Raw genomic sequence first — 23536 nt, forward strand, 5'->3', positions numbered from 1 at the left:
AGGCAGCGGGCCACCGACCTCGTACTCGACGCGGACATCGATCCGCTCGCTGTCTCCCCGGTCCTCGCCACCGAACCGGTCCCGACGGCGGCCGAACGAGGGACGGCCCCGATATCGACTCCCCGAGATAATTTGCCGCTGCCTGTCGACGGGGGCGATATGGCATCACGAATCCTGGTCGCGCTCGACGAGTCGCCACAGGCACGCGCCGCGTTCCGACACGCGCTGTCGACGTATCCCGATGCGGAGATCCACGTGCTGCACGTGAACGATCCGCGAGAGTGGTCCAGTAGCGACGGAATGGGAGGATTCTATTCGGAGGACGCGTACGAGCGAACGCAGCAGTCCGCGGAACAGCTCCTCGACGAGGCAGCCGAAATCGCGCGGGAGTACGACGCGGCGGTAACGACGAACACGACCGTCGGGAAAGCGGCACCGGGAATCGTCCGGTATGCGGAAGAGCACGACGTCGATCACATCGTTCTCGGCAGCCACGGCCGCCGCGGGCTGTCACGATTCCTCCTCGGCAGCGTCGCCGAACGCGTCGCTCGCCGCTCGCCGGGGTCCGTGACGATCGTTCGAGAGGAGCAGTCGGACCGAGAGGCGTAGGTCTCAGTTTGGCCGCTGCCGATCCACTCCGGCGATCCGAATTCGACTGGGCCGAGTTCGACGGCTGTGAAATCCCCACCCGTCCAGTGACTGCAGTCGCTCGAATTCGCAGGCACGCATCGGTCGCTCGTAAGACGAGCCATGGACCTCCGAGCAGACGAAGCGGATACGGAGCCCGAGGCCACCCGGGTTCCGCGGAGACGCCGCCTCGACGACTCGGCGTCGAGGCGGACCCACTGCACCCGCGGCCGAGCGTGCGCATCTCTCGAGACCGCCTCACTGGGGACTTTTGGCCGTCGAACTCGAACGATCCGTATGCGTACGTCACGGAAGGCACTGTACTGGCTCGGCCTGTTGTTCGCGCTGTGGATCGGTTGGGGCGCGTACGTCACCCGAACGACCGAGCGCGTCCCGTCGGAAACGCTGGCGCGATTCGACGGGATCGAGCTGCGACGGTATCCGCAATCCGTGCTGGTCGAAACGACGGCACCGGACGCGGGAACGGCGTTTCGACGGCTCTTTCGCTACATCTCCGGTGCAAACGAGCGGCGCGAGGACGTCGCGATGACCGCACCGGTCGCGATCCGAGGCGAAAGCGAATCGGTCCCCATGACCGCTCCGGTCCGAACCGATATGGACGGCGACGGCGTGACGATGGCCTTTTTCCTCCCGTCGACGTACGGACCCGCGCGCGCCCCGACCCCGACCGATCCAACCGTCAGCCTCGTCGTCGAACCGCCGCGAACGGTCGCAGTACGGCGGTTCTCCTGGTACGCCACGGACGACCGCGTCGACCGCGAGCAGGATCGGCTGCGCGAGGAACTCGCCCGACGGGGTCTCGAGGCGAGAGACGACCCATCACTGCTCCAGTACAACGATCCGTGGACGCCGCCGTTCATGCGAACCAACGAGATCGAAGTCGATCTGGCGGCCGTTCCGGAGCAGTTCCACAGCGATCATGGGGGGTGGTGACAGGGAAACGAGAGGGGTCGAGGGAAGCGTCCCGGACCGTGACGGACCCCGGAACCGGTCGGTCGTCACCTGACGCCCGTGACCGGGGACGTCGATCCGACGCTCCCGTACCGCGGACGACGTCGACGCCGTCGTGTTTCTCCGCGGACGCCGTCACCGAAGACCGGGAATTATTGAGCACGTCGACGAACGGCACGGTATGTACGACGACATTCTCGTTCCGACCGATGGACGCGAAGGCACCGACCGCGCGATCGACGAAGCGATCGGTCTCGCCGGCGAACACGATGCCACGCTGCATACGCTGTACGTGGTTAACTCGGCTGCGATCGCTCCCGGTATCGACTTCGACGATCTCGAGGAGATCGGTCGACAGGCGGTCGAGTACGTCCGGGATCGTGCGGCGGCGGCCGGCGTCGAGCACGTCGAGTGCGACGTTACGCACGGGCTTCGTCACCGATCGATTCTCGCGTACGCCGACGAACACGGGATCGATCTCATCGTCCTCGGTCGACACCGAGAACTGGACCACCTCGTTCGCGGGAGCGTGTCGAAACGCGTCTCCGAAGCGGCGTCGGTTCCGGTGTTGATCGTCGAGTGAACGCGCCGCCGGCGACGGGGACTGGTCCGAGCCGCGTCGGCCGACGCTGTGCCGACGGGGGTGATCGCGGGGCTATCGTTATTACGCCCTCCGTACTGTACTCGGCGGTATGTCCGAACCGACGTTCGGCTTCGTGTCAGCGGAGACCCTCCCGCTGTTCACTGACCTGTACGAACTGCGGATGATGCAGGCCTACGCGAATCGGGATCACAACCCGCGGGCGACGTTCAGCCTCTTCGTCCGCGACTTACCGCCGAACCGCGGCTACATGGTGGCGGCGGGTCTGGAACAGGCGATCCACTACGTCGAATCGCTCTCGTTCGAGGACCGTGCGCTCGAGTATCTGGCCGAACAGGGGTTCGACGACGCGTTCCTCGAGCGACTGGCGGCGTTCGAGTTCACGGGAGAGATCCGCGGGGTGCCCGAGGGGACGCCCGTGTTCGCGAACGAACCGCTGCTCGAGGTAACGGCACCGATCCTGCAGGCACAGCTGCTCGAGACGGCGCTGATCAACCAGATCGGATACCAATCGCTGATCGCGACGAAGGCGAGTCGAATGCGGGACGTGATCGATCGAGACGGGGACGGGCAGCGGCTGATCGATTTCGGTTCGAGACGGGCACACGGAACGGACGCCGGGATGAAAGCGGCGCGGGCCGCGTACATCGGCGGCTTCGACGGAACGTCGAACGTCGCGGCCGGCGAGGCGTTCGGGATACCCGTCTCCGGGACGATGGCCCACTCGTGGGTCCAGAGTTTCGAACGCGAACGCGACGCCTTCGAGGCCTTCGTCGCCGAGTACGGTGACGAGAGCGTGCTGTTGATCGACACCTACGAGACGGTCGGTGGTGCACGAATTGCGCGCGAGGTCGCCGACGCGGCGGACGTGGACCTCCGGGGCGTCCGGCTCGATTCGGGAGATCTCCCCGCGCTCTCGAAGGCGGTCGACGAGGTCGTCCCTGGCGTCGACCAGTTCATCTCGTCGGGGATCGACGAGTACGCGATCCGCGCGTTCTTCGACCGCGGCGGCGTTGGGGCGGGCTTCGGACCGGGAACGGCGCTGGTGACGAGCGCCGACGCGCCGAAAGTCGAGGGTGTCTACAAACTCGTCGCCGTCGAACGCGACGGAGAGATGCAGCCGACGATGAAGCTCTCGGCGGGGAAGGTAACCTATCCGGGATCGAAGACCGTCCGCCGGACCGAGTCGGACGGCCAATACGCCGGCGACATCGTCGGTCTCCGGGACGAATCCCTGCCCGGATCGGAGCAGTTGGTACCCGTCATCGAGGACGGGAAGCGGGTCTCCGAACTGCCGGACCTCGATCGCATTCGAGACACCGCGACCGCGAAGCGACGGATGCTCCCCGTCGAACATCGACGAATCGACGATCCCGACCCGTATCCCGTTCAGATCGGCGAGAAACTCCGGCAGGAGACCGACCGACTGAGACGAACGCTCGAGTAGCCGACGCGGGTCGGCCACGATCGGTGATCGCGGCTCGGTTCCTCCCGGACGCCGACCGACTGTCGACGGCGTCCGGCACCGTCGGCGGTCGTACTGCGCCGTCGGTCGCGGTCACGGTATTATATCGATGGGACGCGTAACGTGACGCATGAGTGACCGACTCCTCGTACCGTACGACGGTTCGGACCCGGCGGAAGACGCACTCGAGTACGCACTCGAGACGTTCCCGGACGGGGACGTCGTCGCCCTGTACGTCGTTCCGGTTCCGGAAGGCTACTGGGCGGCATTTCAGGAACCAGACGAACGGATTCCCGCGGCCGACGGGGCACACGACCACGGACGCGATATCCTCGACGAAGCGGCCGATGTCGCCGCGAACCGCGACCGCGAGATCGAGACGGAAATCGCTACCGGAAAACCCGATCACGAGATCGTCGAGCGGGCGGTGGACGGCGCGTACGATACGATCGTCATCGGCAGCCACGGGCGAGAGGGAATCTCGCGTATCCTGCTGGGGAGCGTCGCGGAAAACGTCGTTCGTCGGTCGCCGATACCGGTCGTCGTGGTTCGGTAGCGTCGACACCGTTCGACGCGACGGCGCACGATCGATTCTGGCCAGGAGACCGGCGACCGAGACGCTCCAGCGGCTCGTAACGTCGCCCGATGGCGAGAGAGCGGGTCGAACCGAGTGACCACGAGCTTCGCGGCGTGGTCGTTTTATATCTGCGCTCGAGGTAGCGGACGCCGAGACGATGGCATCGGTTCTCGTCCTCTACGGCACCGGTGAGGGGCAGACGCGAGACGTCGCCGCCCGCATTACCGAGACGTTGGACGACCGCGGTCACGACGTAACGGCGATCGACGCCGACGACCGTCCAGCGACGGTCGACCTCGACGGGTTCGACGCGGTCCTCGTCGGCGCGTCGATTCACGCCGGGACACACCAGTCGTCGGTTCTCGAGTTCGTGCGATCGAATCGGGCGGCGCTGGGTGCAATGCCGACGGCGTTCTTTCAGGTGTCACTGTCGTCCGCGACCGAGGACGGTCGCGCGCAAGCGGCGGGCTACTTCGAGGCGTTCGTCGACGAGACGGAGTGGCACCCCGACCGAGTCGGGTTCTTCGGCGGCGCGTTGCGCTATTCGGAGTACGGGTTCCTCAAGCGGCTACTGATGAAACAAATCGCCAGGCGGACGCTCTCGGACACGCCCGAAGCCGACGCGTCGGGGGACGTCGAGTTCACGGACTGGGACGAAGTCGAGGCCTTCGCCCGCGACGTCGCTGCGTTCGTCGAAGGCCGGTTGGGCGTCGCGCCGCCGGCCGCGGGCGAGCGGACGGAATCGGAGTGAGCGCTCGCGGTCCACGAGTACCGATCCCGGGACGACGACGGATCGCTCGAGGAACGCGGCCCGTACCGCTTGCAAAGTCGGGAAAGCCGACGCCAATCTGTCCTACCACTCCCGCTCCAGTCCCTCGAGTAATCGATCGATATCGGTCGCGGTATTGACCGCGTGGACTGAGGCCCGAACGGCGTTCGGTTCGGGAAGCGCTCGAACGACGATCCCGTCGGCCGCGAGGCGCTCGACGGTCGCCGCCGGGTCGTCGGTGTCGATCGTCACCAGCCCGGACTCCGGAGCCGACGGACTCCGAAGCCGATCGTCGGGGACGCTGTCGGCCAGCCGTTCGGCGAGACGACGGGCGCGAGCTTCGATTCGGTCGATGCCGACTTCGTCGATCACGTCGATCGCTTCCCGGAGCGCGACGTGGGGTGCCGGGTTCGCCGATCCGACTTCGAATCGACGCGCGCCGGCCGCGAACTCGTAGGGGTCCGCGGTCGGCGTCTCGACGCTCCGATAGCCGACCGTTCGCGGCTCGAGGCCGTCGGCGACGTCTCGATCGACGTAGAGGAATCCGCCACCCCACAGCCCCAACAGCCACTTGTGCCCGGCGGCGGCGACCGCGTCGGCGCCCCACTTCGCGACGTCCATCGGCAGCTGTCCGGGCACCTGCACGGCGTCGACGAGCGTAAACGCGCCGGCCTCGTGGGCGATGTCGACCAGTTCCGCCACCGGCAGCCGCGTTCCGTGAGTCCACGTAACCGCGCTGAAACAGGCGAGTCTGGCGTCGGCGACGGCCTCGGCGAACCGATCGAGGTCGATTCTGCCGTCGTTCGTCTCGACGACGCGAACCCTGACGCCCTCCCGCTCGAGGCGCTGCCAGGGGAGCGTTCCGGCCGGATGCTCGAGGTCCGTTCGGACGACGACATCGCCGGGCTGCCAGTCGATCGCGTTCGCGACGGCGTTGAGTCCGGCAGTCGTGCTCTCGGTGAGCGCGATCTCGTCCGGTTCGGCCCCGACGAACGACGCGACCGTCTCTCGCGTGCGGTCGAACGCCCGAAACGCGGTGTCGTAGGGGTCGTCCGCGACCGGCGCGTCGTACTCGTGTTCGCGGACGAACTCGTCGGCGGCGTCGACCACGTACTTCGGGCTCGGCCCGTGTGCGCCGAAGTTGAGATAGGCGCTCTCCTGCAGGGCGGGGATATCCGCCCGGAGTTCGGCTGGCGTCATCGTCATAAACGGTTGCATTACTCGTCCCTACGGAGGCAGCCGTCAATAATCTTGGGACGATTATGAAATATTGGTTGCCGAACTCACCGAGCGAACGATCCATCGACGGGTGCGCCGACGGGGATCACGTCCGACGACCGTCGGCTCAGTCGTCTGCCCGTTCGAACAGCAGCGCATAGTGATACGGCGGCAGTTCGATTCGCTCCTCGAGCGAGAACGTCGCACACCCTCGCACGACGGACGCCGTCTCGTCGGGGGACAGCCGCAGGTCGGTCGGTGGCCCCCGGGGTTCGCCCGCGACGGTGGTCGTCTCACGCCGCTGGGCGTGCCAGTTGACGACGACGAACCGCCCGCCTGGACGGAGTGACTCCGAGGCCTGCCGGACGAACCCCTGCTGGTCGTCGATTCCGTGGAACGTGTTCGCGACCAGCACCGTCTCGACGCGTTCCGGGAGCAGCGCCGCCATCCGTCGCGCGTCGCCGTGAACGGGTACGACGTTCTCGATCCGCTGTCGTTCGGCGACGCGAACGCACTCCTCGAGCAACGACTCCTCGAGGTCGAGCGCGTAGACCGGTTCGGGATCGGTGATCCGGGCGGCGGGAAGCGCGAAGTAGCCGTTCCCGCAGGCGACCGCAGCGACCGACTGACACGAGGCGATCCCGAGGCGGCGGAGCGTCGAGCCGGGCGTCGGCCAGAGCCGTCCCCACCAGTCCCAGTCGGGTTGCCCCGTGTTCCGAAATCGCTCCATCGATGGCAGTTAGCCGGACTCGGACGTATCGACGCCCAGAATCCGATACAGGAGACAGATTCGAGTCAGCGCGGTCCCGAGGAGGACGGCCCCAACCACCACCGCGAGGACGCCCACCACCGTCCCGAACTCGAGTGCGCCGACGAGCGTCGCGACGCCGATGGCTGCCAGGACTGCGCCGCCGACCGCTCGGCCGATCCGGTCCGTCGATCCGATATTGTTCTTCATACCCATAAATGCCAAAGACTGAGGGTTAAGCGTTTCCCGAATTCCCGGATTCGGGGACCGAGCCGGACGCTTCGGTTTCGTCGACCGCGGCCGCCCACAGTTCGGGGAGGCGCGCGTATATCGTCGCGTTCCCGACGAGTGCATCGACGGTCGTGTACTCGTCGACCGCGTGGACGGTGTCCGTTCCGAGCGCGAACTCGACCGTCGGAATCCCGGCGTTTCGAACCTTCTTCGCGTCGCCGCCGCCGGTCGCGCTCCGCCGATACACCCGATCGCCGGTCACCGTTTCGGCGGTCGACGCGACGGCCTCGACGAGCGGACTCCCGACCGGTTCGGCGGTGCCGACGCTCCAGGAGACGTCGGCGATCGTGATGCCGTCGCAGTCGGCGACACAGTCCCGGATTTCCGAGAGGACGTCGGACGTCCGGACGCCGGCGGTCAACCGGATATCGACCGCCGCACGGGCGGACCCGGGAACGCTGTTGATCGCTTCCCCGCCGTCGAGAATCCCGAGGTTGATCGTCGGGTACCGAAAGAGATCGCGGGCGGTCTCGGTGCCCATCGTCGGCGCGTAGTACTCGACCGACTCTTCGAGTATCGGTTCGAACGCGGGATCGATACGCAGTCGCCGCGTCCCGAAGCGTTCTCGGAGCGTCGTGACCGCCCCGTAGAGCCGATCGATCGCGTTCTCGCCGAGCACCGGACGGGAGCCGTGTGCGGCCTCGCCGGTCGCCTCGAGCGTCAGCCAGATGCTCCCTCGGTCGGCGACCGTCACCGAGTGGCGTCCCTCCTCGCAGGTCGTCTCGCCGATGATGCAGGCGTCGGCGTCGAGGCGATCGGCCTCGAGTACCGCCGGGAGGCCGGCGTCGCCGCCGACTTCCTCGTCGCTGACGAACGCGAACGCGAGATCGCCGGGCGGTTCGGTGTCGGTCTCGACGAACGCGCGAACGACGAACAGCATCGCCGCGACCGCGCCCTTCATGTCCGTCGCGCCGCGGCCGTAGAGCCGGTCGCCGACGCGCTCCCCGAGCGGATCGTGCGACCAGGCGTCGGCGTCGAACGGCACCGTATCGAGGTGGCCGTTGTACAGCAGCGTTCGATCGCTCGCGCCCGGAAGCGTCACGAGGAGGTTGGGCTTCGCCGGATCGATCGCGACCCGCTCGACGTCGACCGGAAACGGCGATAGATACTCCTCGAGCAGGGCGACGATTTCCCGCGTGTCGCCGGGCGGATTCGACGTGTCGATCGCGAGCAGGTCGCGCGCGAGGTCGATCAGGTCCGCGCGGTGGTCGGCGACGTACGCCTCGAGTTCGGCTGTCGTCATCGCGATCTCACTCGAGTTTCCCGGCGAGAACCTTCGCCGCAGTGAGGATCGGGTCCCAGACGGGGCTGAACGGCGGCGCGTACGCCAGGTCCGCGTTCTGCAGTTCGGTGACGGTCATGTCGGCCGTCAGCGCCGTGGTAACGGTGTCGATGCGCTTTGCCCCCTCGCGGCCGACGACGGTGCCGCCGAGCAGCCTGCCGCTCTCGCGATCGGCGACCAGCGTGACGGTGAGCTCCGCGCCGTCGGGGTAGTAGTGGGCGCGCGTCGACGCCGAGATCGTCACCGAAACGGGATCGAAGCCCGCCTCGCGGGCCCGCTCCTCGTCGACGATCCCCGTCCGGGCCGCGCCGAGGTCGAACGCCTTCACGATCGCGGTGCCCGCGATCTCGCCGACCGGCGTCGGGTCCCCGGTGACGGTCTGTCCGATCGCCCGGCCCGCGCGGTTGGCGGTCAGCGCCAGCGGGACGTGGTCCGGTTCGCCGGTCACGACGTGGGTCGCCTCGGCGCAGTCGCCCGCCGCGTAGACGTTCTCGTCGTTCGTGCGCCCGTACTCGTCGGTCGCGACGGCGCCGGTTGGGCCCAGTTCGATCCCGGCCGCCTCGGCGAGGTCGGTGTTGGGTGCCACGCCGACGCCGACGATCGCGATGTCCGCGGCGACGACCTCGTCCTCCAGTTCGACGCCGTCGACCCGCTCGTCGCCGACGAAGCCCGACACGGCGGTCTCGAGGTGGAGGTCGACGCCCTGCTCGCGGAGGTGGTCCTCGACGACCGCGGCGACGGCCTCGCCGAACGGCTGGAGGACGTGGGGTAGCATCTCGTAGAGGTGGACGTCGACGCCGCGGGCCGACAGCGCTTCGGCCATCTCGATACCGACGTAGCCCCCGCCGACGATCGCAGCGGTCTCGGGGCCGTGCACGGTGACGTACTCCTCGATGGCGTCGGCCTCGTCCATGTCGTGGATGGTGAACACGCCCTCGAGTCCCAGCCCCTCGAACGGCGGCTCGATCGCGCTCGCGCCCGTTGCGACGAGCAGGTCGTCGTAGGGTTGTTCGTCGGTCCCGTCGTCAGTCTCGACCGTCACCGTCTGGAGTTCGGTGTCGACGTCGACGACCTCCGCGCCCGTTCGCAGGTCGACGTCCCGTTCCTCCCGGAACTCCTCGGGAGTCACGGTGACGAGGTCGTCTAGCTCGTCGACGGCTCCCTTCACGTAGTACGGCATCCCGCAGGCGGCGTAGGAGACCCACTCGCCCTTCTCGAAGACGATCACCTCGCGGTCGGGATCGTCGCGTTTCGCCTTACTCGCGGCGCTCATTCCGGCTGCGTCACCGCCGACGACCACGAACGTCTCGGTCATACGCGAATAGTGGGGCGGTAGCGCCTAAAGTATTTCGAGGAATTCCCAATATTATACAACTCACTGTGACCGACGACTTCGGCAGCACGTCGACTGCGTCGATCCGCTATACCCGAACGCGAGACCGATACGTGTTCGGGCGATTTGCCGAGTCGACGGTCGTCGTCCGCCATCGGCAGTTCGCTGGCGGCTACCGAACCTCGTATTCGTAACCGCTCGCCGACTACACTTTGGATTGCAAAGCAATTCCGGAGGTATATCCCGGCTCGGCACGTACGACCCCCATGCGAGACCTCGACGAAACCGACATGGAAATCCTGCGACTGCTCGGTGAGGACGCCAGACGACCGTTCAGCGACATCGCCGACCGGGTCGATCTCTCCGGGCCGGCCGTCTCGGACCGCGTCGAGCGACTGCAAGAGGCGGGCGTCATCAATCGCTTTACCGTCGACGTCGACCACTCGCAACTCCGAGCCGGCGTCCCGGTATTCGTTCAGTTATCGGGCGGGATCGGTGCCGTCGACGACCTCAGAGACCGAATCGACGACGCCGACGCGGTCGAACACGTGTTCGTCACCGCGGACGGCGAACTCTGGTTTTACGCCCGCGCACAGGTCGGAACCGTTCGCCAGTGGATCGACGGGCTGGTCGGCGACGGTGACGACGTCGATGACATCGAGTACGCGGTAACGTTGATCGACGACGTCGAGTGGCAGCCCTCGCTCGACGGAACCGAGTTCGCGCTCACCTGCGCCGAGTGCGGCAACACCGTCGATAACGAAGGCGAGTCGACGAGCATCGACGGCCAGCTGTATCACTTCTGCTGTCCGTCGTGTCTGAGTCGGTTCGAGGATCGGTACGACCGCCTCGAGGAGAACGCGTAATCGGTTCGGATTCGAAAGAACGGCTCGCCGTCTCCTTTGGATTTCTATCAGAAATAGAGGTAAGTGACGGCCCCTTATAAGACAATAGTGACTCATCGAACCACGCACCTCGAGATCCAGGGGATGAGCTGCGCGAACTGTTCACAGTCGATCACCGACGCCCTGGAGGCGCTCGACGGGGTATCGGAGGCGACCATCAACTTCGCCACCGACGAGGGCTCCGTCGAGTACGACCCGGGAGCGGTATCGCTCCGGGAGATCTACGACGCGATCGACGAAGCCGGCTACCACGCCGAGTCCGCCACCGCCTCGATCGGGATCGCCGACATGACGTGTGCGAACTGCGCCGACACCAACGAGGAGGCGCTCGAGTCGGTTCCCGGCGTCATCGACGCGGAGGCGAACTACGCGACCGACGAGGCACAGGTCGAATTCAACCCCGCCGACGTCTCGCGGTCGGCGCTCTACGACACGGTCGAGAAGGCGGGCTACACGCCCATCCGCGACGACGACGGTGCCGAGGAGTCGGACCAGGAACGGCGCGACGCCGCCCGGCAGGCGGAGATCGACAAACAGCTCCGGCTGACCCTCTTCGGGGCGGTGCTGTCGGCCCCGTTCCTGTTGTTCCTGGCCGATCGGTTCCTGCTCGGTGGGAGCGTCTTCCCCGAGACCGTCTTCGGCCTCGAGTTCGAGTGGATCGGCTTCCTGCTCGCGACGCCCGTCCAGCTCGTCCTCGGGCGGCCGTTCTACGTGAACTCCTACAAGGCGATCGTGAAGAACGGGCGGGCGAACATGGACGTCCTCATCGCGCTGGGCTCGTCGACGGCGTACGTCTACAGCGTCGCCGTCCTGCTCGGGCAGGTCGCCGGAGAGACGTACTTCGACACCGCGGCGCTGATCCTCGTGTTCATCACGCTCGGGAACTACCTCGAGGCCCGCTCGAAGGGGCAGGCCGGCGACGCGCTCCGGAAGCTCCTCGAGATGGAGGCCGAGACGGCCACGGTCGTCGACGCGGACGGCACCGAGCGTGAGGTCCCGCTCGAGGACGTCGACGTCGGCGATCGGATGAAGGTCCGGCCCGGCGAGAAGATCCCGACCGACGGGGTCGTCGTGGACGGGCAGTCGGCCGTCGACGAATCGATGGTGACCGGCGAGTCCGTCCCCGTCGAGACGGAGGAGGGCGACGAAGTGGTTGGCTCGACGATCAACGAGAACGGCGTGTTGGTCGTCGAGGCGACGAAGGTCGGCTCGGACACGGCGCTCCAGCAGATCGTCCGGACGGTCAAGGAGGCCCAGTCCCGTCAGCCGGAGATTCAGAACATCGCCGACCGGATCTCGGCGTACTTCGTTCCCGCGGTCATCGCCAACGCCCTGTTCTGGGGGACCGTGTGGTTCCTCTTCCCCGAGGCGCTGGCCGGCTTCGTCGACCAGGTACCCCTGTGGGGACAGGTCGCCGGCGGACCCGCCCCCGCAGGCGGCTCCGTCTCGGTCTTCGAATTCGCGATCGTCGTGTTCGCCTCGGCGGTCCTGATCGCCTGTCCCTGCGCGCTCGGACTGGCGACGCCCGCGGCGACGATGGTCGGGACGGCGATCGGCGCTCAGAACGGCGTCCTCTTCAAGGGCGGTGACGTCCTGGAGCGCGCGAAGGACGTCGACACGGTCGTCTTCGACAAGACCGGGACGCTCACCGAGGGCGAGATGGAACTGACCGACGTCGTCGTCTTCGACGCGGACGACCAACCGGTGCCAGACGGCGGGGCGGCAGCGGCCGACAGCGATACCCCTGCGATCCGCGACCGACTGACCGAGGACGACGTCCTCGGACTCGCCGCGGCGGCAGAGAGCGGCAGCGAACACCCGCTCGCCCGAGCCATCGTCGAGGGGGCCGAAGAACGCGGCATCGACGTCGTCGACCCGGACGAGTTCGAGAACGTGCCGGGACACGGGGTCCGCGCCACCGTCGACGGCGGCGAGGTGCTCGTCGGGAACCGCAAACTGCTGCGGGACAACGGGGTCGACCCCGCGCCCGCCGCGGAGACGATGGAGCGCCTCGAGAAGGAGGGCAAGACGGCGATGCTCGTCGCCTACGAGGGCGCGCTCGCGGGCGTGGTCGCCGACGCCGACACCGTCAAAGCGAGCGCCGAGGAGGCGGTCGCCGCACTCCGCGAGCGGGGCATCGACGTGATGATGATCACGGGCGACAACGAACGGACGGCCCGCGCCGTCGCCGAACGGGTTGGCATCGACCCGGAGAACGTTCGCGCCGAGGTCCTCCCCGAGGACAAGTCCAGCGCGGTCGAGGCGATCCAGGCCGAGGGTCGGGAGGCGATGATGGTCGGTGACGGCGTCAACGACGCGCCCGCGCTGGCCGTCGCGCACGTCGGCACGGCGATCGGTAGCGGGACGGACGTCGCCATCGAGGCGGCCGACGTGACGCTGATGCGCGACGACCCGGTCGACGTCGTGAAGGCGATCCGTATCTCCGACGCGACGCTCCAGAAGATCAAGCAGAACCTCGTCTGGGCGCTCGGCTACAACACGACGCTCATCCCGCTGGCCTCGCTCGGGCTGCTCCAGCCGGTGCTGGCCGCCGCGGCGATGGCGTTCTCAAGCGTCTCCGTGCTGTCGAACAGCCTGCTGTTCCGTCGGTACGTCCCCGACCACGACTACGAGTTGCTCGGGTTCCTGCGCTGAACTGACGGCTCGGTTTCGACGACGGGAACGCGGCGCGCCGATCGAACTCGCGGGTCGGCGACCGACCGTCGCCCTCGTTCGTCCCTACCCCCGAACGGCGGGTTCGTCGGTGTCGCTCGAGACGACATCGAGCTGTCCGCGGAGGTACCGTTCGCCGCGTCGCGTCAGGCGATACTTCCCGCGTTCGGTCCGCTCGACGAGCCCGTGTTCGTCCAGTTGGATCAAGCGACGGTTCACCTCTTTCCGGCTAAACCCGGTGTTGAAGGCGACAATCGACGGCGTCAGTATCAGGTCGGTTCCGTGGAGCGTGTCCAGTATCGTGTCGTCTATCGGCGTCATCCACTCGGCAGGCTGGCGAATCCGATCGGGCTCGGTGAGGAGTACGCGCGACCATTCCGTCGTCCGAACGTCGTTCGTCACGGGGTCGTAGAAGCCGAGGACGACGAGTATCGCGCCGATCCCGTGGATCCAGTGGACGAGCGCCGGCGCGAACAGTTCGGCGATCGGGCCGCCGATGACGGCCAGGACCAGCCCGGCGACGGTGACGAGTATGTGTTGACGATACGCCGCCACTGACGCCTCGAGCGAGAGAACGTACAGCAACTCGAGGACGACCACGATTCCGACGATCAGGTTGTACTCGGCGAAGGGTGTCAGTCCGTCCACGACGGGTCACCCCGGTGATCGCCGCCGCTGAATCTGGCGGTGCCTGAGGATCAACAACCCGAGAAATATCGCGACGATCGTGTTCGACGCGCTCCGAAGCACGTGCAGAATCAACGTGTCCGGTCCGACGACGAGCAACATCGTGTGATAGATCGTCAGGACGACCATCACGAGCGAGAGCAACGCGACCGCCAGTCCGAACGGCGAATCCCGGAAGATACCGAACGAGAGGAGCGCGAACACCCCGGCTCCGGTACCGGCGATGAGTGCAAACGGAATTCCGAGGAGCTGAACGGCGGGAGGGATCACACGACGAGCAACGGGACCTCGAGTCGTCAAACCACGGCCTGAAACTGCATCGACGGGGCGACGGCCCCTCATCCTGCCCGCCGTACAGAGGTACCAATCTCGTATTAGCGGCGTAAGAAGGGACTGACTCGGCGACGCGCCGGAGAAACCACCGATTTGACTCCCGGAACGGTTTTTGCAACGACCGCACCGATCGACCACGCCGTGGCAGCCAGCGCGAGTATCGCACCTCACCGTATGGTCGAACTGTCCTGTGGAGGGGATAACAAAGTCCGTCGTCGCCGATCGCCCGAGTGCAATGGCACTGACCCAGATCGATCACGTCAGCGAAAACGAGGAGATGCAGGAGTGTATCGACAGCTGTTTCGAGTGCGCGCAGGCGTGCGAGTGGTGTGCCGACGAGTGCGCCGACGACGGCGAGGAGATGGCCGAATGTATCCGGCTCTGTCGGGACGTCGCCGACCTGACGACGATGCACGCGCGGTTCATGGCCCGCGACTCCGGCTACAGCACGGACATCGCCGCGATCACCGCCGACGCTTGCGAGGAGTGTGCCGACGAGTGCGAGCAACACGACCACGAGCACTGTCAGGTGTGTGCGGAGGTCCTTCGCGAGTGCGCGGAAACCTGCCGAAACATGGCGTCGGCCTGAAATCGCGATCGGAGTTCGGGAGCGGCCAGCGACCCCGATCCACCACACTCGTCGACTCGAGCCCCAACTGCACGTGGTTTCCACGAACACGGGAACCGACGAATGGAGATGATGAAACTCACGGCTGGCGGCAACGGCGCGATCGGCTGCTGGCTGCTCGTCGCGCCGTTGGTCTTCGACGCGCCGGCGACCGGTCGCTGGAACGACGTGCTGGTCGGTGCCGCGATCGCCGTCGGTGCCGGCTACAACTGCGCGAGAGCGGCCAGACGACGGTCCATGAGCGTGCTCAGCACGGGGGTCGTCACGCTTCTCGGATGCTGGCTCGTCATCGCGCCGTTCGCGCTCGGCCTCGAGGGCCCGGCGCTGTGGAACGACGTCGTCTCGGGGACCGTCGTGGCGGGCATCGGGAGCTACAACACGTACGTCGCAGCCGCCGCTCACCCCGGCTCATCCTTTCGCATGACTGCCGAATAACGAACCAGCTCCGGAGAGAAATACCGAGCCACTCGACAGCATCCGAACGACTGCACGCCGCCTACGAACACAACCAGACGTGATGCAGTACAAACGCCTCACTGAGTACGGCGCGATCGGTGACGGGAATACGGTCGCGTTGGTCGGCCGCGACGGTTCGATCGACTGGTGTCCGTTGCCACACGTCGAGTCGCCGAGCGTCTTCGCCGCGATCCTCGACGCCGACCGCGGCGGCCGCTTCTCCGTCCAGCCGACGCGGTCGTTCGAGTCGATCCAGCGGTACCGCGACCGGACGAACGTCCTCGAGACGACGTTCCGGACCGCCGACGGCAGCGCGACGGTGACGGACTTCATGCCGGTCGCCGAGGCGACCGGATCGGCCGACCGGCCGCCCGCTATCTACCGACGGCTCGAGTGTGACGACGGTCCGCTCGAGTTCACGGTCTCGTTCGAGCCGCGGTTCGACTACGCGCGGGACGTCCCCGCCGTCGAGCCGACATCCGACGGCGTCGTCGCGATCGGCGACGACGAGCGGGCCGTCCTCACGAGCGACGTGCCGCTCGAACCGACGGCCGAGGGCCACGGCGGGAGCGCGACGGCGACGCTCGAGGCCGGCGAGAGGCGCTGGCTGGTCCTCGGCTACGGCGAGGCGATCCCGCTCGAGCCGTCACGCCACCGGGAGGTGCTCGACGACGTCGTCGACTACTGGCGGGGGTGGAGCCACGACTGTGACGGGGCGGACTGTCCCATCGGCGGACCGTGGCACGAGCTGGCAGTTCGGTCGTCGCTCGTCCTCAAACTCCTCATTCACCGCGGAACGGGCGCCGTGTGTGCAGCGCCGACGACGTCGCTCCCCGAGGACCTCGGCGGCGTCCGCAACTGGGACTATCGGTTCAACTGGATCCGCGACGCGGCCTTCACGGTCCAGGCGCTGGCCGAGCTGGGGCACCTCGCGGAGGCGCGCTCGTACTTTCAACTCTGTCTCGACCACTGTCGAGGCCACGACCCCGCCGACATCCCGCCGGTTTACGGGCTCCACGGGGGCGACGACCTCGAGGAGCGCACCCTCGATCACCTCGAGGGCTACCGCGGATCGGCTCCCGTTCGCGTCGGTAACGCGGCCCGTCAGCAGCGACAGCTCGACGTCTACGGCGAGTTGATCCTCGCGATCTACGAGAGCGTCCGCTACGGCGAAGCGGTGACGACCGACGACTGGGCGGTCATGCGCGGTCTCATCGACGCCGTCTGCGAGGACTGGGACCGGCCCGACGCCAGCATCTGGGAGCCCCGTAACGACCCGCAACAGTACGTCTACTCGAAAGTGATGTGCTGGGCGGCCCTGGACCGCGGAATCAAACTCGCCGACGCCGCCGACGACGTGTCGGCCCCGCTCGAACGGTGGCGGACCTGTCGCGAGGACGTCCGCGAGGCGATCCTCGAGCGCGGGTACAGCGAGCGCACGGACAGTTTCGTCCGGTCGTTCGGCGACGAGACGCTCGACGCGGCGAACCTGCTCGTTCCCGTCGTCGGCTTGCTTCCGCCCGACGACGCCCGCGTTCAGTGCACGATCGACGCGACGATCGATCGACTGGCGACCAGCGACGGGCTCGTCCGGCGCTACGAGGGCGACGACGGACTCCCTGGCGAGACGAGCCCGTTCATCGTCTGTTCGTTCTGGCTCGTCACCGCGCTCGCGCTGGCAGGACGGACCGACGAGGCCCGCGATCGGTTCGAGTCGATCCTCGAGTACGCCAGCCCGCTCGGGGTGTTCGCGGAGGGGATCGACCCTGAAACCGGCGAACAGCGCGGCAACGTTCCGCAGGCGTACAGTCACATCGGCCTTATCAACAGCGTCCTCTACCTCGCCGACGCGGGCGACTCGAACCGCGAGAGGCGGGCGCCGCTCGGATTCGACCAGTGGACCGCGGACGAGCGCTCGAGCGCCGAGATCGTCCGCCAGCCGACCGATACCGAGAGGAGGAATACCCAATGACCGACGACGAGAGACACGACGATTCGAACGGAGAATTGGACGCCGTCCCGACCGCGCCAGACGCGAGACGCCCGCGAACCGACGGCGGGACGCGACGCGACGACAGCGGTAACGGGCAGACCGAGGAGAACGGTGAACAGGATCGAGAGCACAGCGATGGGGAGGGTGACGACGACGGCTCGACGCGGCCGGGCGACATGATGCTCTCGCACCCGACCGAGGAGATCTGGCCGCAGTACGCCGTCATCTCGCTCGGGGTCTGGCTCCTCGTCAGTCCGCCGACGCTGCGCTACGGGAGCGCACTGATGACCTGGAGTACCGTCCTCACCGGACTCGTCCTGATCGCGCTCGCCGGGCTCACGATCGTCCGGGAGAGCGGCTACGCCAACTACGCCAACGGCTTCGTCGGCCTGTGGCTTGTGTTCTCGCCGATCGCGTTCTGGGCGCCGACGGCCGCGGCGTACGCCAACAACTCGCTCGTGGGCATCATGGTGATCACGTTTACAGTGCTCATCGTGATGCGCTCCGAGATGGACGGCCCGGCCGTGCCCCCGGGCTGGTCGTACAACCCCTCGACCGGCGCCCAGCGCGCGCCGCTGATCGCGCTCGGCGTCTTCGGCTTCTTCGCCTCGTGGTACATGGCCGCCTATCAACTCGAGTACATCGGTAGCGTCTGGGATCCGCTGTACGGGTCGGGCACCGAGCAGATCCTCACGTCGAAGGTGTCCGCGGCGTTTCCGGTCTCCGACGCCGGCCTCGGCGCGGTCGCCTACTCGGTCGAAGCCCTGATGGGGTTCATGGGCGATCGACGGCGCTGGCGCACGATGCCGTGGATGGTCGCGTTCTTCGGCATCGTCGTGATTCCGCTCGGGTTCGTGCAGGTACTGCTGGTCATCTTCCAGCCGATCATGGTCGGGACGTGGTGTACCCTCTGTCTCCTGTCGGCTTTCGGTATGCTGTGGATGATCTCGCTGACCGTCGACGAGGTCGTCGCGATGGGACAGTACGTCGTTCGGCTGATGCGTCAGGGCGACAGCCTCTGGACTGCCTTCTGGATGGGCGGTACCATCTCCGAAGACGAGGCCGGCGTCGGCGACGCGTCCACGCGCCCCATCGGGGACTCGCCGATCAGCGAGCCGTTCTGGGGCGTCTCGACCCCGTGGACGCTGCTGGCCGCGATGGCGGTTGGCGCCTGGCTCATGCTCTCCCCGACGGTCTTCGGGACCTCGGGACTCATGGCCGACAGCAGCCACCTGGTCGGCTCGCTGATCGTCTCCTTCACCGTGATCGCGACCGCTGAACCCGCCCGCGCGATCCGGTTGTGCAACGTCCCGCTGGCCGCGTGGATCGTCGTCGCCCCCTGGCTGCTCGGCGGCGTCCCGGCGCTCGCCGCGATCAACGCCACCGTCGCTGGTGCGCTCGTCCTGGCGCTCAGCGTCCCGCGCGGTCCGATCGCGGACCGCTACGGCGGCTGGGAGCGCTACGCAACCCTCGAGACGGTCACCCGATTGAACCCCCTCGCAAACTGATCATGTCCGGCACAAGCACACCCGACTCGGACGTTGTCGTTATCACAGGAGCGTCGGCCGGCGTCGGGCGAGCCACCGCTCGCGCGTTCGCCGAACGCGGCGCGAAGATCGGCCTGCTCGCGCGGGGCGAGGACGGCCTCGAGGGCGCGCGCGAAGACGTCGAACGAGCCGGCGGCGAGGCGATCGCCGTCCCGACCGACATCGCCGATCCCGAGCAGGTCGAGGCCGCGGCCGAAACCGTCGAGGACGCGTTCGGCCCGATCGACGTCTGGGTAAACGACGCGATGGTCTCGGTGTTCTCGCCGGCCGCGGAGATGACCGCCGCGGACTACCGCCGCGTCACCGAGGTCACGTATCTCGGCTACGTCTACGGTACGCAGGCCGCGCTCGACCGAATGCGACCTCGCGACGAGGGAACGATCGTGCAGGTCGGCTCGGCGTTGGCGTATCGCGGCATTCCGCTACAGTCGGCCTACTGCGGCGCGAAACACGCGATACAGGGATACACGGAATCCGTGCGGACGGAACTCATCCACGACGACTGCGACGTGCAGCTCTCGATGGTGCAGATGCCCGCGATGAACACGCCACAGTTCGAGTGGTCGAAGAGCCGACTCCCGCAGAAACCGCAGCCGGTGCCCCCGATCTACCAACCCGAGGTCGCCGCTCGAGCGATCACCTGGGTCGTCGATCGCGGCAAGGACGAACTCTGGGTCGGGCGCTCGACGGTGAAGGCGATTCTCGGCAATCGGCTGATCCCCCGACGGCTCGACAACTATCTCGCGAGCGGCGGGTACGACTCCCAGCTGACCGACGAGCCGGTCGCTCCCGACCGGGAACACAACCTCCACGAGCCGGTCGCGGGCGACTTCGGTGCTCACGGCCGGTTCGACGACCGGGCGCACGACCGGAGCTACCAGCTGCAAGCGTCGATGCACCGACGGCCGCTCGCCGTACTCGCCGGCCTCGTCGCGGCGATCGTGAGCGCAGTTCTCGGTCGGCGCCTCGTCTCGGCCGACTCGCCTGAACGCTGATCGCGATGCCGCGCTACACCGACGAATACTCCCACGTATCGGTGTAGCTCCCGTAGATGCGCCCGAGCATTCCGGCGTCGGCGAACAGTTCGATCGCGGTCGTCGGCCGGCTCACGATGCGCCGGAGCACCGTCGCAGGGCGACGGGTGACGTCGTCGATCGTCAGTCCCTCGAGCGCGTCCGCGATGGACGCCAGGAGTTCGGGGTCTTCGTGTTCGACCCACGTGCCGCGCATCAGGTGCGCGAGTCGGTACTCCGACCGCATCAGGTCGTACAGTTCCTGCGGGTACGCGGACTCGTTCCCGTTCGCGATCAGAGTCGCGAGGAGGTACGCCGATCTGATCCCCTGACAGATTCCCTCTCCCTGGTATCGGTTGGCGATTCCGGCCGCATCGCCGACGAGAAACACGTTTTCGTCCGGGTAGTAGGCACGGGCGGAATCGAGGCTCGGCCCTTTCGGGATGGTGGCGACATTCACGTCCGACCGGTCCGGGACCGGAAACGAATTTCGCTCCGCGGCGGTCTCGAGTGCGCCGAAGTAATCGTCCGGCCGTCGGTCCCCCGCCCAGCCGATTCCGACGTTCGCGTGGCTATCGGACTTGGGGAACGCCCAGGCGTAGCCGACGTACCCCTCGAAGAAGATCCGCGGCCAGTTCGCGTACGCCGAGAAGTCGCCCTCGACGGTCGCGTTGAGGGCAACCATGTCCCCCGTGTACTCGAGTGTCTCCCCTCTCGCTTTGAGCGTCAGGGACGGCTGCCCCGACGCGTCGACGACGTAGTCGTACGAGTCCACGATGTCCGCGTAGTCGTTCGGCGAGACCGATCGGCCGGTTCGGAATTCGACGCCCCTGGCCTCGAGCGCCGCTGCCCACCGCCGTTCGACGACGTCGCGTTCACAGATGTATCCGGGCTCGCAGTGCAGGTTCGCCGTCGCCAGCGGTGGTGCATCGACCGGCCGATCGGTGCCGTCGTACACGCGGAGCTGGAACCCGTCGACGTCGTTGACGAATCCGTTTTCTGGCGTCGGTGCGAGCGGTATCAGCGTCGTATCGTTGATCGCCTCGCCGCAGTCGACCCGCTTCTCGTCGTACTCCTGTCGTTCGTAGACGGTCACCCGATCGAAATCCGCGATCCGGATCAACCCCGTCGCTGCCGCGAGTCCGGAGACGGATCCGCCGAGTACCGCCGCGGTCGACTGATTTCCGTCCATCGCAGTCCTCCTCTCGAGCGGAACCAACAATATCGACCGTAATGAGACTACCTGATACACCACACATTCAGGAGAATCACGGGGAGATACTGGTCTCGGTCGTCGAACGACGCCGTCGAGGACGGTCCGCGGTGTCGTCGACCGCGACTCGCACGCGGGATATGCCGACGCCGCGCGGCGTCGGCGACGGAATCCGGAAGTAATTTTCGTAGCAGACACAATACTACACACGCATGACGCTCCCCATCGACCCTGCCCGACTCGATCCGGACGACATCGGCGAGACGCAGACCGTCCTCGAGATGGACCACGAAGCGGCGATCGAACACGTCCGCGACGTGTTCACCGATGCGGGGTTCGGCGTCCCCGTCGAGTTCTCCCCCTCGGAGTTGCTCAACGAGAAGGTCGACGCCGACCGCGACCCGTATTACGTGCTCGGCGCGTGCAACCCGGCGGTAGCCGACCGAGCGCTCGACGCTACTGACGGGAAACTCGGTGCGCTGTTCCCGTGTAATGTCGTCGTCTGGGAGGAAGAACCCGGCCGACAGCGCGTCTACCACGTCTCGATCATGCGGATCGCGCGGCTCGTCGGCGTGGCACCGGACGACGAGGAGATGGCGGACATCGTAGCGGAGACCGGCGAACTCGTCGATGCCGCCTTCGAGGACCTGTAACGATGGGATACCACACGTTCGACGCGTCGCGAGCGGACAAACTGGAGGAGGCCGGGAAGCGATACCGATTCCTCTCGGCCGAGGAACTGCTGTGGGCGCTCTCGCTCTCGTCGGACGACACCGTCGCGGACCTCGGCAGCGGAACCGGCTTCTTCACCGACGACGTCGCACCCCACGCCGACGCGGTCCACGCGGTCGACGTCCAGGAGGCGATGCACGAGTACTACCGTGAGAAGGGCGTCCCCGAGAACGTCGACCTCGTGACCAGCGACGTGAGCGACCTGCCGTTCGACGACGGCGGCGTCGACGCCGCGTTCTCGACGATGACCTACCACGAGTTCGCGAGCGACGCGTCACTGGCCGAGATCCGACGGGTCCTCGCACCCGACGGCCGACTCGTCGTCGTCGACTGGGCGGCCACCGGATCGGGCGAACACGGGCCGCCGGTCGACGAGCGATTCAGCGCCGACGAGGCGGCGACGGCCCTCCGGGACGCAGGATTCGTCGTCGAACACGAGGCCGTCCGACCGGAGACCCTCCTGCTGATCGCGACGCTCGAGTGAGGTCCCCATTCGGTCGGAAACGGTTTCCGGCCGGTCTCGCGGCCGCGTTTTTCGGACGCGCGCTGGCATGCCCCGCATTTTTTGCGGCAGTCGTAGGCCGAGCGAGGAATGGCTCGCGTATTCGAATACGGGTAAGTGAGACCGACCGCGCGAGCGCGATCGACGTCACGCGTCCCGGACCCGCTCGATCGCCTCGTCGAAGCGTTCGATGGGCTGTGCGCCGACGAGCGTGCCGGCGGATTCGGATTCCGGCTCGAAGACGACGAACGTCGGCGTCCCCGACACGCCGAACGCTGTCGCCCGTTCCGCATCGGACTCGATCTCGGCTTCGAGTTCCGGCCGCCGGTCGTCGAGACACGACTCGAGGGCGGCCGCGTCGACGCCGGAGACCGAACGGGTGTACTCGAGGAGCTTCTCGGTCGACGCCCACCCCGAATTCTTCTCGCCCTGTTCCTCGAAGACCGCCGCATGCCAGTCCCAGTACGCGGACGGATCGTCGTCGCGAACCTGCGCCCAGACGCACGTGCTCGCGACCGCGGCGGTCATCGAATCCGCGCCGAAGTACGGCACCGTAATCACCACGACGCGAACGTCGCCGGGCTCGACGTACTCCCGGACGAGGTCGGGGAACGTCTCCCGTTCGAACCGCTCGCAGAACGGGCACTGGAAGTCCGTCCAGTAGTAGATCTCGAGCGACGCTTCGGGCGAGCCCACGATCGGCTTTCCGGCGAGATCGACGCCCAGCGCGGACGTCTCGTCGCTCGAGTGCAGCGAGGGGGAGAGGTCGTGAGCGCGCTCGTCGGTTCGCGTGAGATAGTAGGTGCCGCCAGCGCCGACGGTCACGACTGAACCGGCGAGGACGGCACGGCGGGACGGATGATCGATCGACATCGGTGTCTCCGACCGTTTCTGGTCCGTGTTCGTAACGGAACCGGCGATTTGCCGAGTCAGCAAATCGGCCTCGAGCGCGGTATCGACGCCCGCGCTAG

The 23536-nt window shown here is 67.1% G+C and carries 24 protein-coding genes; 15 read left to right on the plus strand and 9 right to left on the minus strand.

Annotated features, from left to right (window positions below):
- Window positions 1-159 precede the first annotated feature (159 nt).
- The 6 genes from BMX07_RS22635 to BMX07_RS22660 all read left to right on the plus strand — a co-directional run bounded on the left by BMX07_RS22635 (window position 160) and on the right by BMX07_RS22660 (window position 4993).
- The gene (locus tag BMX07_RS22635) at window positions 160-609 is read left to right on the plus strand and encodes a universal stress protein (RefSeq protein WP_090623309.1); all 450 of its coding nucleotides are present in this window, start codon (window positions 160-162) and stop codon (window positions 607-609) included.
- Between the two features lie 315 nt (window positions 610-924).
- Window positions 925-1581 carry an SOUL family heme-binding protein gene (locus BMX07_RS22640; RefSeq protein ID WP_090623075.1) on the plus strand — a complete coding sequence of 219 codons (657 nt, stop codon included), beginning with the start codon at window positions 925-927 and terminating at the stop codon, window positions 1579-1581.
- A gap of 199 nt (window positions 1582-1780) precedes the next feature.
- Complete coding sequence (locus BMX07_RS22645) at window positions 1781-2182, plus strand: universal stress protein (protein WP_090623079.1); 402 nt, start codon at window positions 1781-1783, stop codon at window positions 2180-2182.
- A gap of 109 nt (window positions 2183-2291) precedes the next feature.
- Window positions 2292-3647: a nicotinate phosphoribosyltransferase gene (locus tag BMX07_RS22650; protein ID WP_090623084.1), complete on the plus strand. Its 1356-nt coding sequence runs from the start codon at window positions 2292-2294 to the stop codon at window positions 3645-3647.
- Between the two features lie 148 nt (window positions 3648-3795).
- Window positions 3796-4221, plus strand: a complete 426-nt coding sequence (locus BMX07_RS22655; protein ID WP_090623088.1) for a universal stress protein — start codon at window positions 3796-3798, stop codon at window positions 4219-4221.
- 178 nt (window positions 4222-4399) lie between these two features.
- A complete protein-coding gene (locus BMX07_RS22660) occupies window positions 4400-4993 on the plus strand; it encodes a flavodoxin domain-containing protein (protein ID WP_090623092.1) in 594 nt (197 codons plus the stop codon).
- A gap of 102 nt (window positions 4994-5095) precedes the next feature.
- On the opposite strand, the gene BMX07_RS22665 is transcribed toward BMX07_RS22660, so the two are convergent.
- The 5 genes from BMX07_RS22665 to BMX07_RS22685 form a co-directional block, all read right to left on the minus strand.
- Complete coding sequence (locus BMX07_RS22665; RefSeq protein ID WP_394328406.1) at window positions 5096-6211, minus strand: aminotransferase class V-fold PLP-dependent enzyme; 1116 nt, start codon at window positions 6209-6211, stop codon at window positions 5096-5098.
- A 145-nt stretch (window positions 6212-6356) separates the two neighbouring features.
- Window positions 6357-6959, minus strand: a complete 603-nt coding sequence (locus BMX07_RS22670) for a class I SAM-dependent methyltransferase (RefSeq protein ID WP_090623098.1) — start codon at window positions 6957-6959, stop codon at window positions 6357-6359.
- Between the two features lie 9 nt (window positions 6960-6968).
- Entirely contained in the window at window positions 6969-7187 is a 219-nt protein-coding gene (locus BMX07_RS22675; protein ID WP_090623102.1) for a YgaP family membrane protein, read from the minus strand.
- 25 nt (window positions 7188-7212) lie between these two features.
- A complete protein-coding gene (locus BMX07_RS22680) occupies window positions 7213-8511 on the minus strand; it encodes a M20 family metallopeptidase (RefSeq protein WP_090623106.1) in 1299 nt (432 codons plus the stop codon).
- 7 nt (window positions 8512-8518) lie between these two features.
- Entirely contained in the window at window positions 8519-9865 is a 1347-nt protein-coding gene (locus tag BMX07_RS22685) for an FAD-dependent oxidoreductase (protein ID WP_090623110.1), read from the minus strand.
- Window positions 9866-10149: 284 nt separating this feature from the next.
- Here BMX07_RS22685 and BMX07_RS22690 point away from each other — a divergent pair, with 284 nt between their 5' ends.
- Both BMX07_RS22690 and BMX07_RS22695 read left to right on the plus strand, forming a co-directional pair.
- Window positions 10150-10749 carry an AsnC family transcriptional regulator gene (locus BMX07_RS22690; protein ID WP_090623114.1) on the plus strand — a complete coding sequence of 200 codons (600 nt, stop codon included), beginning with the start codon at window positions 10150-10152 and terminating at the stop codon, window positions 10747-10749.
- Window positions 10750-10836: 87 nt separating this feature from the next.
- Window positions 10837-13443 (plus strand): heavy metal translocating P-type ATPase, encoded by a 2607-nt coding sequence (locus BMX07_RS22695; protein WP_090623117.1) that lies wholly within the window; start codon window positions 10837-10839, stop codon window positions 13441-13443.
- 84 nt (window positions 13444-13527) lie between these two features.
- On the opposite strand, the gene BMX07_RS22700 is transcribed toward BMX07_RS22695, so the two are convergent.
- On the minus strand, window positions 13528-14109 hold the full coding sequence (locus BMX07_RS22700) for a hypothetical protein (protein ID WP_090623121.1): 582 nt from the start codon (window positions 14107-14109) through the stop codon (window positions 13528-13530).
- A 6-nt stretch (window positions 14110-14115) separates the two neighbouring features.
- The gene (locus BMX07_RS22705; protein ID WP_245742201.1) at window positions 14116-14418 is read right to left on the minus strand and encodes a hypothetical protein; all 303 of its coding nucleotides are present in this window, start codon (window positions 14416-14418) and stop codon (window positions 14116-14118) included.
- A gap of 298 nt (window positions 14419-14716) precedes the next feature.
- On the opposite strand from BMX07_RS22705, the gene BMX07_RS22710 reads away from it, so the two are divergent.
- From BMX07_RS22710 to BMX07_RS22730, 5 genes are all read left to right on the plus strand, one after another.
- Window positions 14717-15070, plus strand: coding sequence for a four-helix bundle copper-binding protein (locus BMX07_RS22710; protein WP_090623125.1), 354 nt, complete (start codon window positions 14717-14719; stop codon window positions 15068-15070).
- A 108-nt stretch (window positions 15071-15178) separates the two neighbouring features.
- On the plus strand, window positions 15179-15544 hold the full coding sequence (locus BMX07_RS22715) for an SPW repeat domain-containing protein (RefSeq protein WP_245742202.1): 366 nt from the start codon (window positions 15179-15181) through the stop codon (window positions 15542-15544).
- Window positions 15545-15626: 82 nt separating this feature from the next.
- Window positions 15627-17537, plus strand: a complete 1911-nt coding sequence (locus BMX07_RS22720) for a glycoside hydrolase family 15 protein (RefSeq protein ID WP_090623132.1) — start codon at window positions 15627-15629, stop codon at window positions 17535-17537.
- Window positions 17534-19066 (plus strand): vitamin K epoxide reductase family protein, encoded by a 1533-nt coding sequence (locus BMX07_RS22725; protein WP_090623136.1) that lies wholly within the window; start codon window positions 17534-17536, stop codon window positions 19064-19066. The genes BMX07_RS22720 and BMX07_RS22725 overlap by 4 nt, the downstream gene beginning before the upstream one ends.
- 2 nt (window positions 19067-19068) lie before the next feature.
- Window positions 19069-20100 carry an SDR family oxidoreductase gene (locus BMX07_RS22730; RefSeq protein ID WP_090623140.1) on the plus strand — a complete coding sequence of 344 codons (1032 nt, stop codon included), beginning with the start codon at window positions 19069-19071 and terminating at the stop codon, window positions 20098-20100.
- 13 nt (window positions 20101-20113) lie between these two features.
- Here BMX07_RS22730 and BMX07_RS22735 read toward each other — a convergent pair whose 3' ends face one another.
- The gene (locus tag BMX07_RS22735) at window positions 20114-21310 is read right to left on the minus strand and encodes an NAD(P)/FAD-dependent oxidoreductase (RefSeq protein WP_090623144.1); all 1197 of its coding nucleotides are present in this window, start codon (window positions 21308-21310) and stop codon (window positions 20114-20116) included.
- Window positions 21311-21543: 233 nt separating this feature from the next.
- On the opposite strand from BMX07_RS22735, the gene BMX07_RS22740 reads away from it, so the two are divergent.
- Together BMX07_RS22740 and BMX07_RS22745 are read left to right on the plus strand one after the other, a co-directional pair.
- Window positions 21544-21984: a DUF302 domain-containing protein gene (locus tag BMX07_RS22740; protein WP_090623150.1), complete on the plus strand. Its 441-nt coding sequence runs from the start codon at window positions 21544-21546 to the stop codon at window positions 21982-21984.
- A gap of 2 nt (window positions 21985-21986) precedes the next feature.
- A complete protein-coding gene (locus BMX07_RS22745; protein WP_090623154.1) occupies window positions 21987-22547 on the plus strand; it encodes a class I SAM-dependent methyltransferase in 561 nt (186 codons plus the stop codon).
- A gap of 165 nt (window positions 22548-22712) precedes the next feature.
- Here the strand turns inward: BMX07_RS22745 and BMX07_RS22750 are convergent, their stop codons facing one another.
- Window positions 22713-23438 (minus strand): DsbA family protein, encoded by a 726-nt coding sequence (locus BMX07_RS22750; RefSeq protein WP_090623158.1) that lies wholly within the window; start codon window positions 23436-23438, stop codon window positions 22713-22715.
- Window positions 23439-23536: the final 98 nt, after the last annotated feature.

Source organism: Natrinema salaciae, from assembly GCF_900110865.1.
GTDB lineage: Archaea > Halobacteriota > Halobacteria > Halobacteriales > Natrialbaceae > Natrinema > Natrinema salaciae.

Excerpts from the sequence above, each read along its gene's own strand:
- BMX07_RS22635 (WP_090623309.1), top strand. The coding sequence starts at position 160 with ATGGCATCACGAATCCTGGTCGCGCTCGACGAGTCGCCACAGGCACGC.
- BMX07_RS22640 (WP_090623075.1), top strand. The coding sequence starts at position 925 with ATGCGTACGTCACGGAAGGCACTGTACTGGCTCGGCCTGTTGTTCGCG.
- BMX07_RS22645 (WP_090623079.1), top strand. The coding sequence starts at position 1,781 with ATGTACGACGACATTCTCGTTCCGACCGATGGACGCGAAGGCACCGAC.
- BMX07_RS22650 (WP_090623084.1), top strand. The coding sequence starts at position 2,292 with ATGTCCGAACCGACGTTCGGCTTCGTGTCAGCGGAGACCCTCCCGCTG.
- BMX07_RS22655 (WP_090623088.1), top strand. The coding sequence starts at position 3,796 with ATGAGTGACCGACTCCTCGTACCGTACGACGGTTCGGACCCGGCGGAA.
- BMX07_RS22660 (WP_090623092.1), top strand. The coding sequence starts at position 4,400 with ATGGCATCGGTTCTCGTCCTCTACGGCACCGGTGAGGGGCAGACGCGA.
- BMX07_RS22665 (WP_394328406.1), bottom strand. The coding sequence starts at position 6,211 with ATGACGCCAGCCGAACTCCGGGCGGATATCCCCGCCCTGCAGGAGAGC.
- BMX07_RS22670 (WP_090623098.1), bottom strand. The coding sequence starts at position 6,959 with ATGGAGCGATTTCGGAACACGGGGCAACCCGACTGGGACTGGTGGGGA.
- BMX07_RS22675 (WP_090623102.1), bottom strand. The coding sequence starts at position 7,187 with ATGAAGAACAATATCGGATCGACGGACCGGATCGGCCGAGCGGTCGGC.
- BMX07_RS22680 (WP_090623106.1), bottom strand. The coding sequence starts at position 8,511 with ATGACGACAGCCGAACTCGAGGCGTACGTCGCCGACCACCGCGCGGAC.
- BMX07_RS22685 (WP_090623110.1), bottom strand. The coding sequence starts at position 9,865 with ATGACCGAGACGTTCGTGGTCGTCGGCGGTGACGCAGCCGGAATGAGC.
- BMX07_RS22690 (WP_090623114.1), top strand. The coding sequence starts at position 10,150 with ATGCGAGACCTCGACGAAACCGACATGGAAATCCTGCGACTGCTCGGT.
- BMX07_RS22710 (WP_090623125.1), top strand. The coding sequence starts at position 14,717 with ATGGCACTGACCCAGATCGATCACGTCAGCGAAAACGAGGAGATGCAG.
- BMX07_RS22715 (WP_245742202.1), top strand. The coding sequence starts at position 15,179 with ATGATGAAACTCACGGCTGGCGGCAACGGCGCGATCGGCTGCTGGCTG.
- BMX07_RS22720 (WP_090623132.1), top strand. The coding sequence starts at position 15,627 with ATGCAGTACAAACGCCTCACTGAGTACGGCGCGATCGGTGACGGGAAT.
- BMX07_RS22725 (WP_090623136.1), top strand. The coding sequence starts at position 17,534 with ATGACCGACGACGAGAGACACGACGATTCGAACGGAGAATTGGACGCC.
- BMX07_RS22730 (WP_090623140.1), top strand. The coding sequence starts at position 19,069 with ATGTCCGGCACAAGCACACCCGACTCGGACGTTGTCGTTATCACAGGA.
- BMX07_RS22735 (WP_090623144.1), bottom strand. The coding sequence starts at position 21,310 with ATGGACGGAAATCAGTCGACCGCGGCGGTACTCGGCGGATCCGTCTCC.
- BMX07_RS22740 (WP_090623150.1), top strand. The coding sequence starts at position 21,544 with ATGACGCTCCCCATCGACCCTGCCCGACTCGATCCGGACGACATCGGC.
- BMX07_RS22745 (WP_090623154.1), top strand. The coding sequence starts at position 21,987 with ATGGGATACCACACGTTCGACGCGTCGCGAGCGGACAAACTGGAGGAG.
- BMX07_RS22750 (WP_090623158.1), bottom strand. The coding sequence starts at position 23,438 with ATGTCGATCGATCATCCGTCCCGCCGTGCCGTCCTCGCCGGTTCAGTC.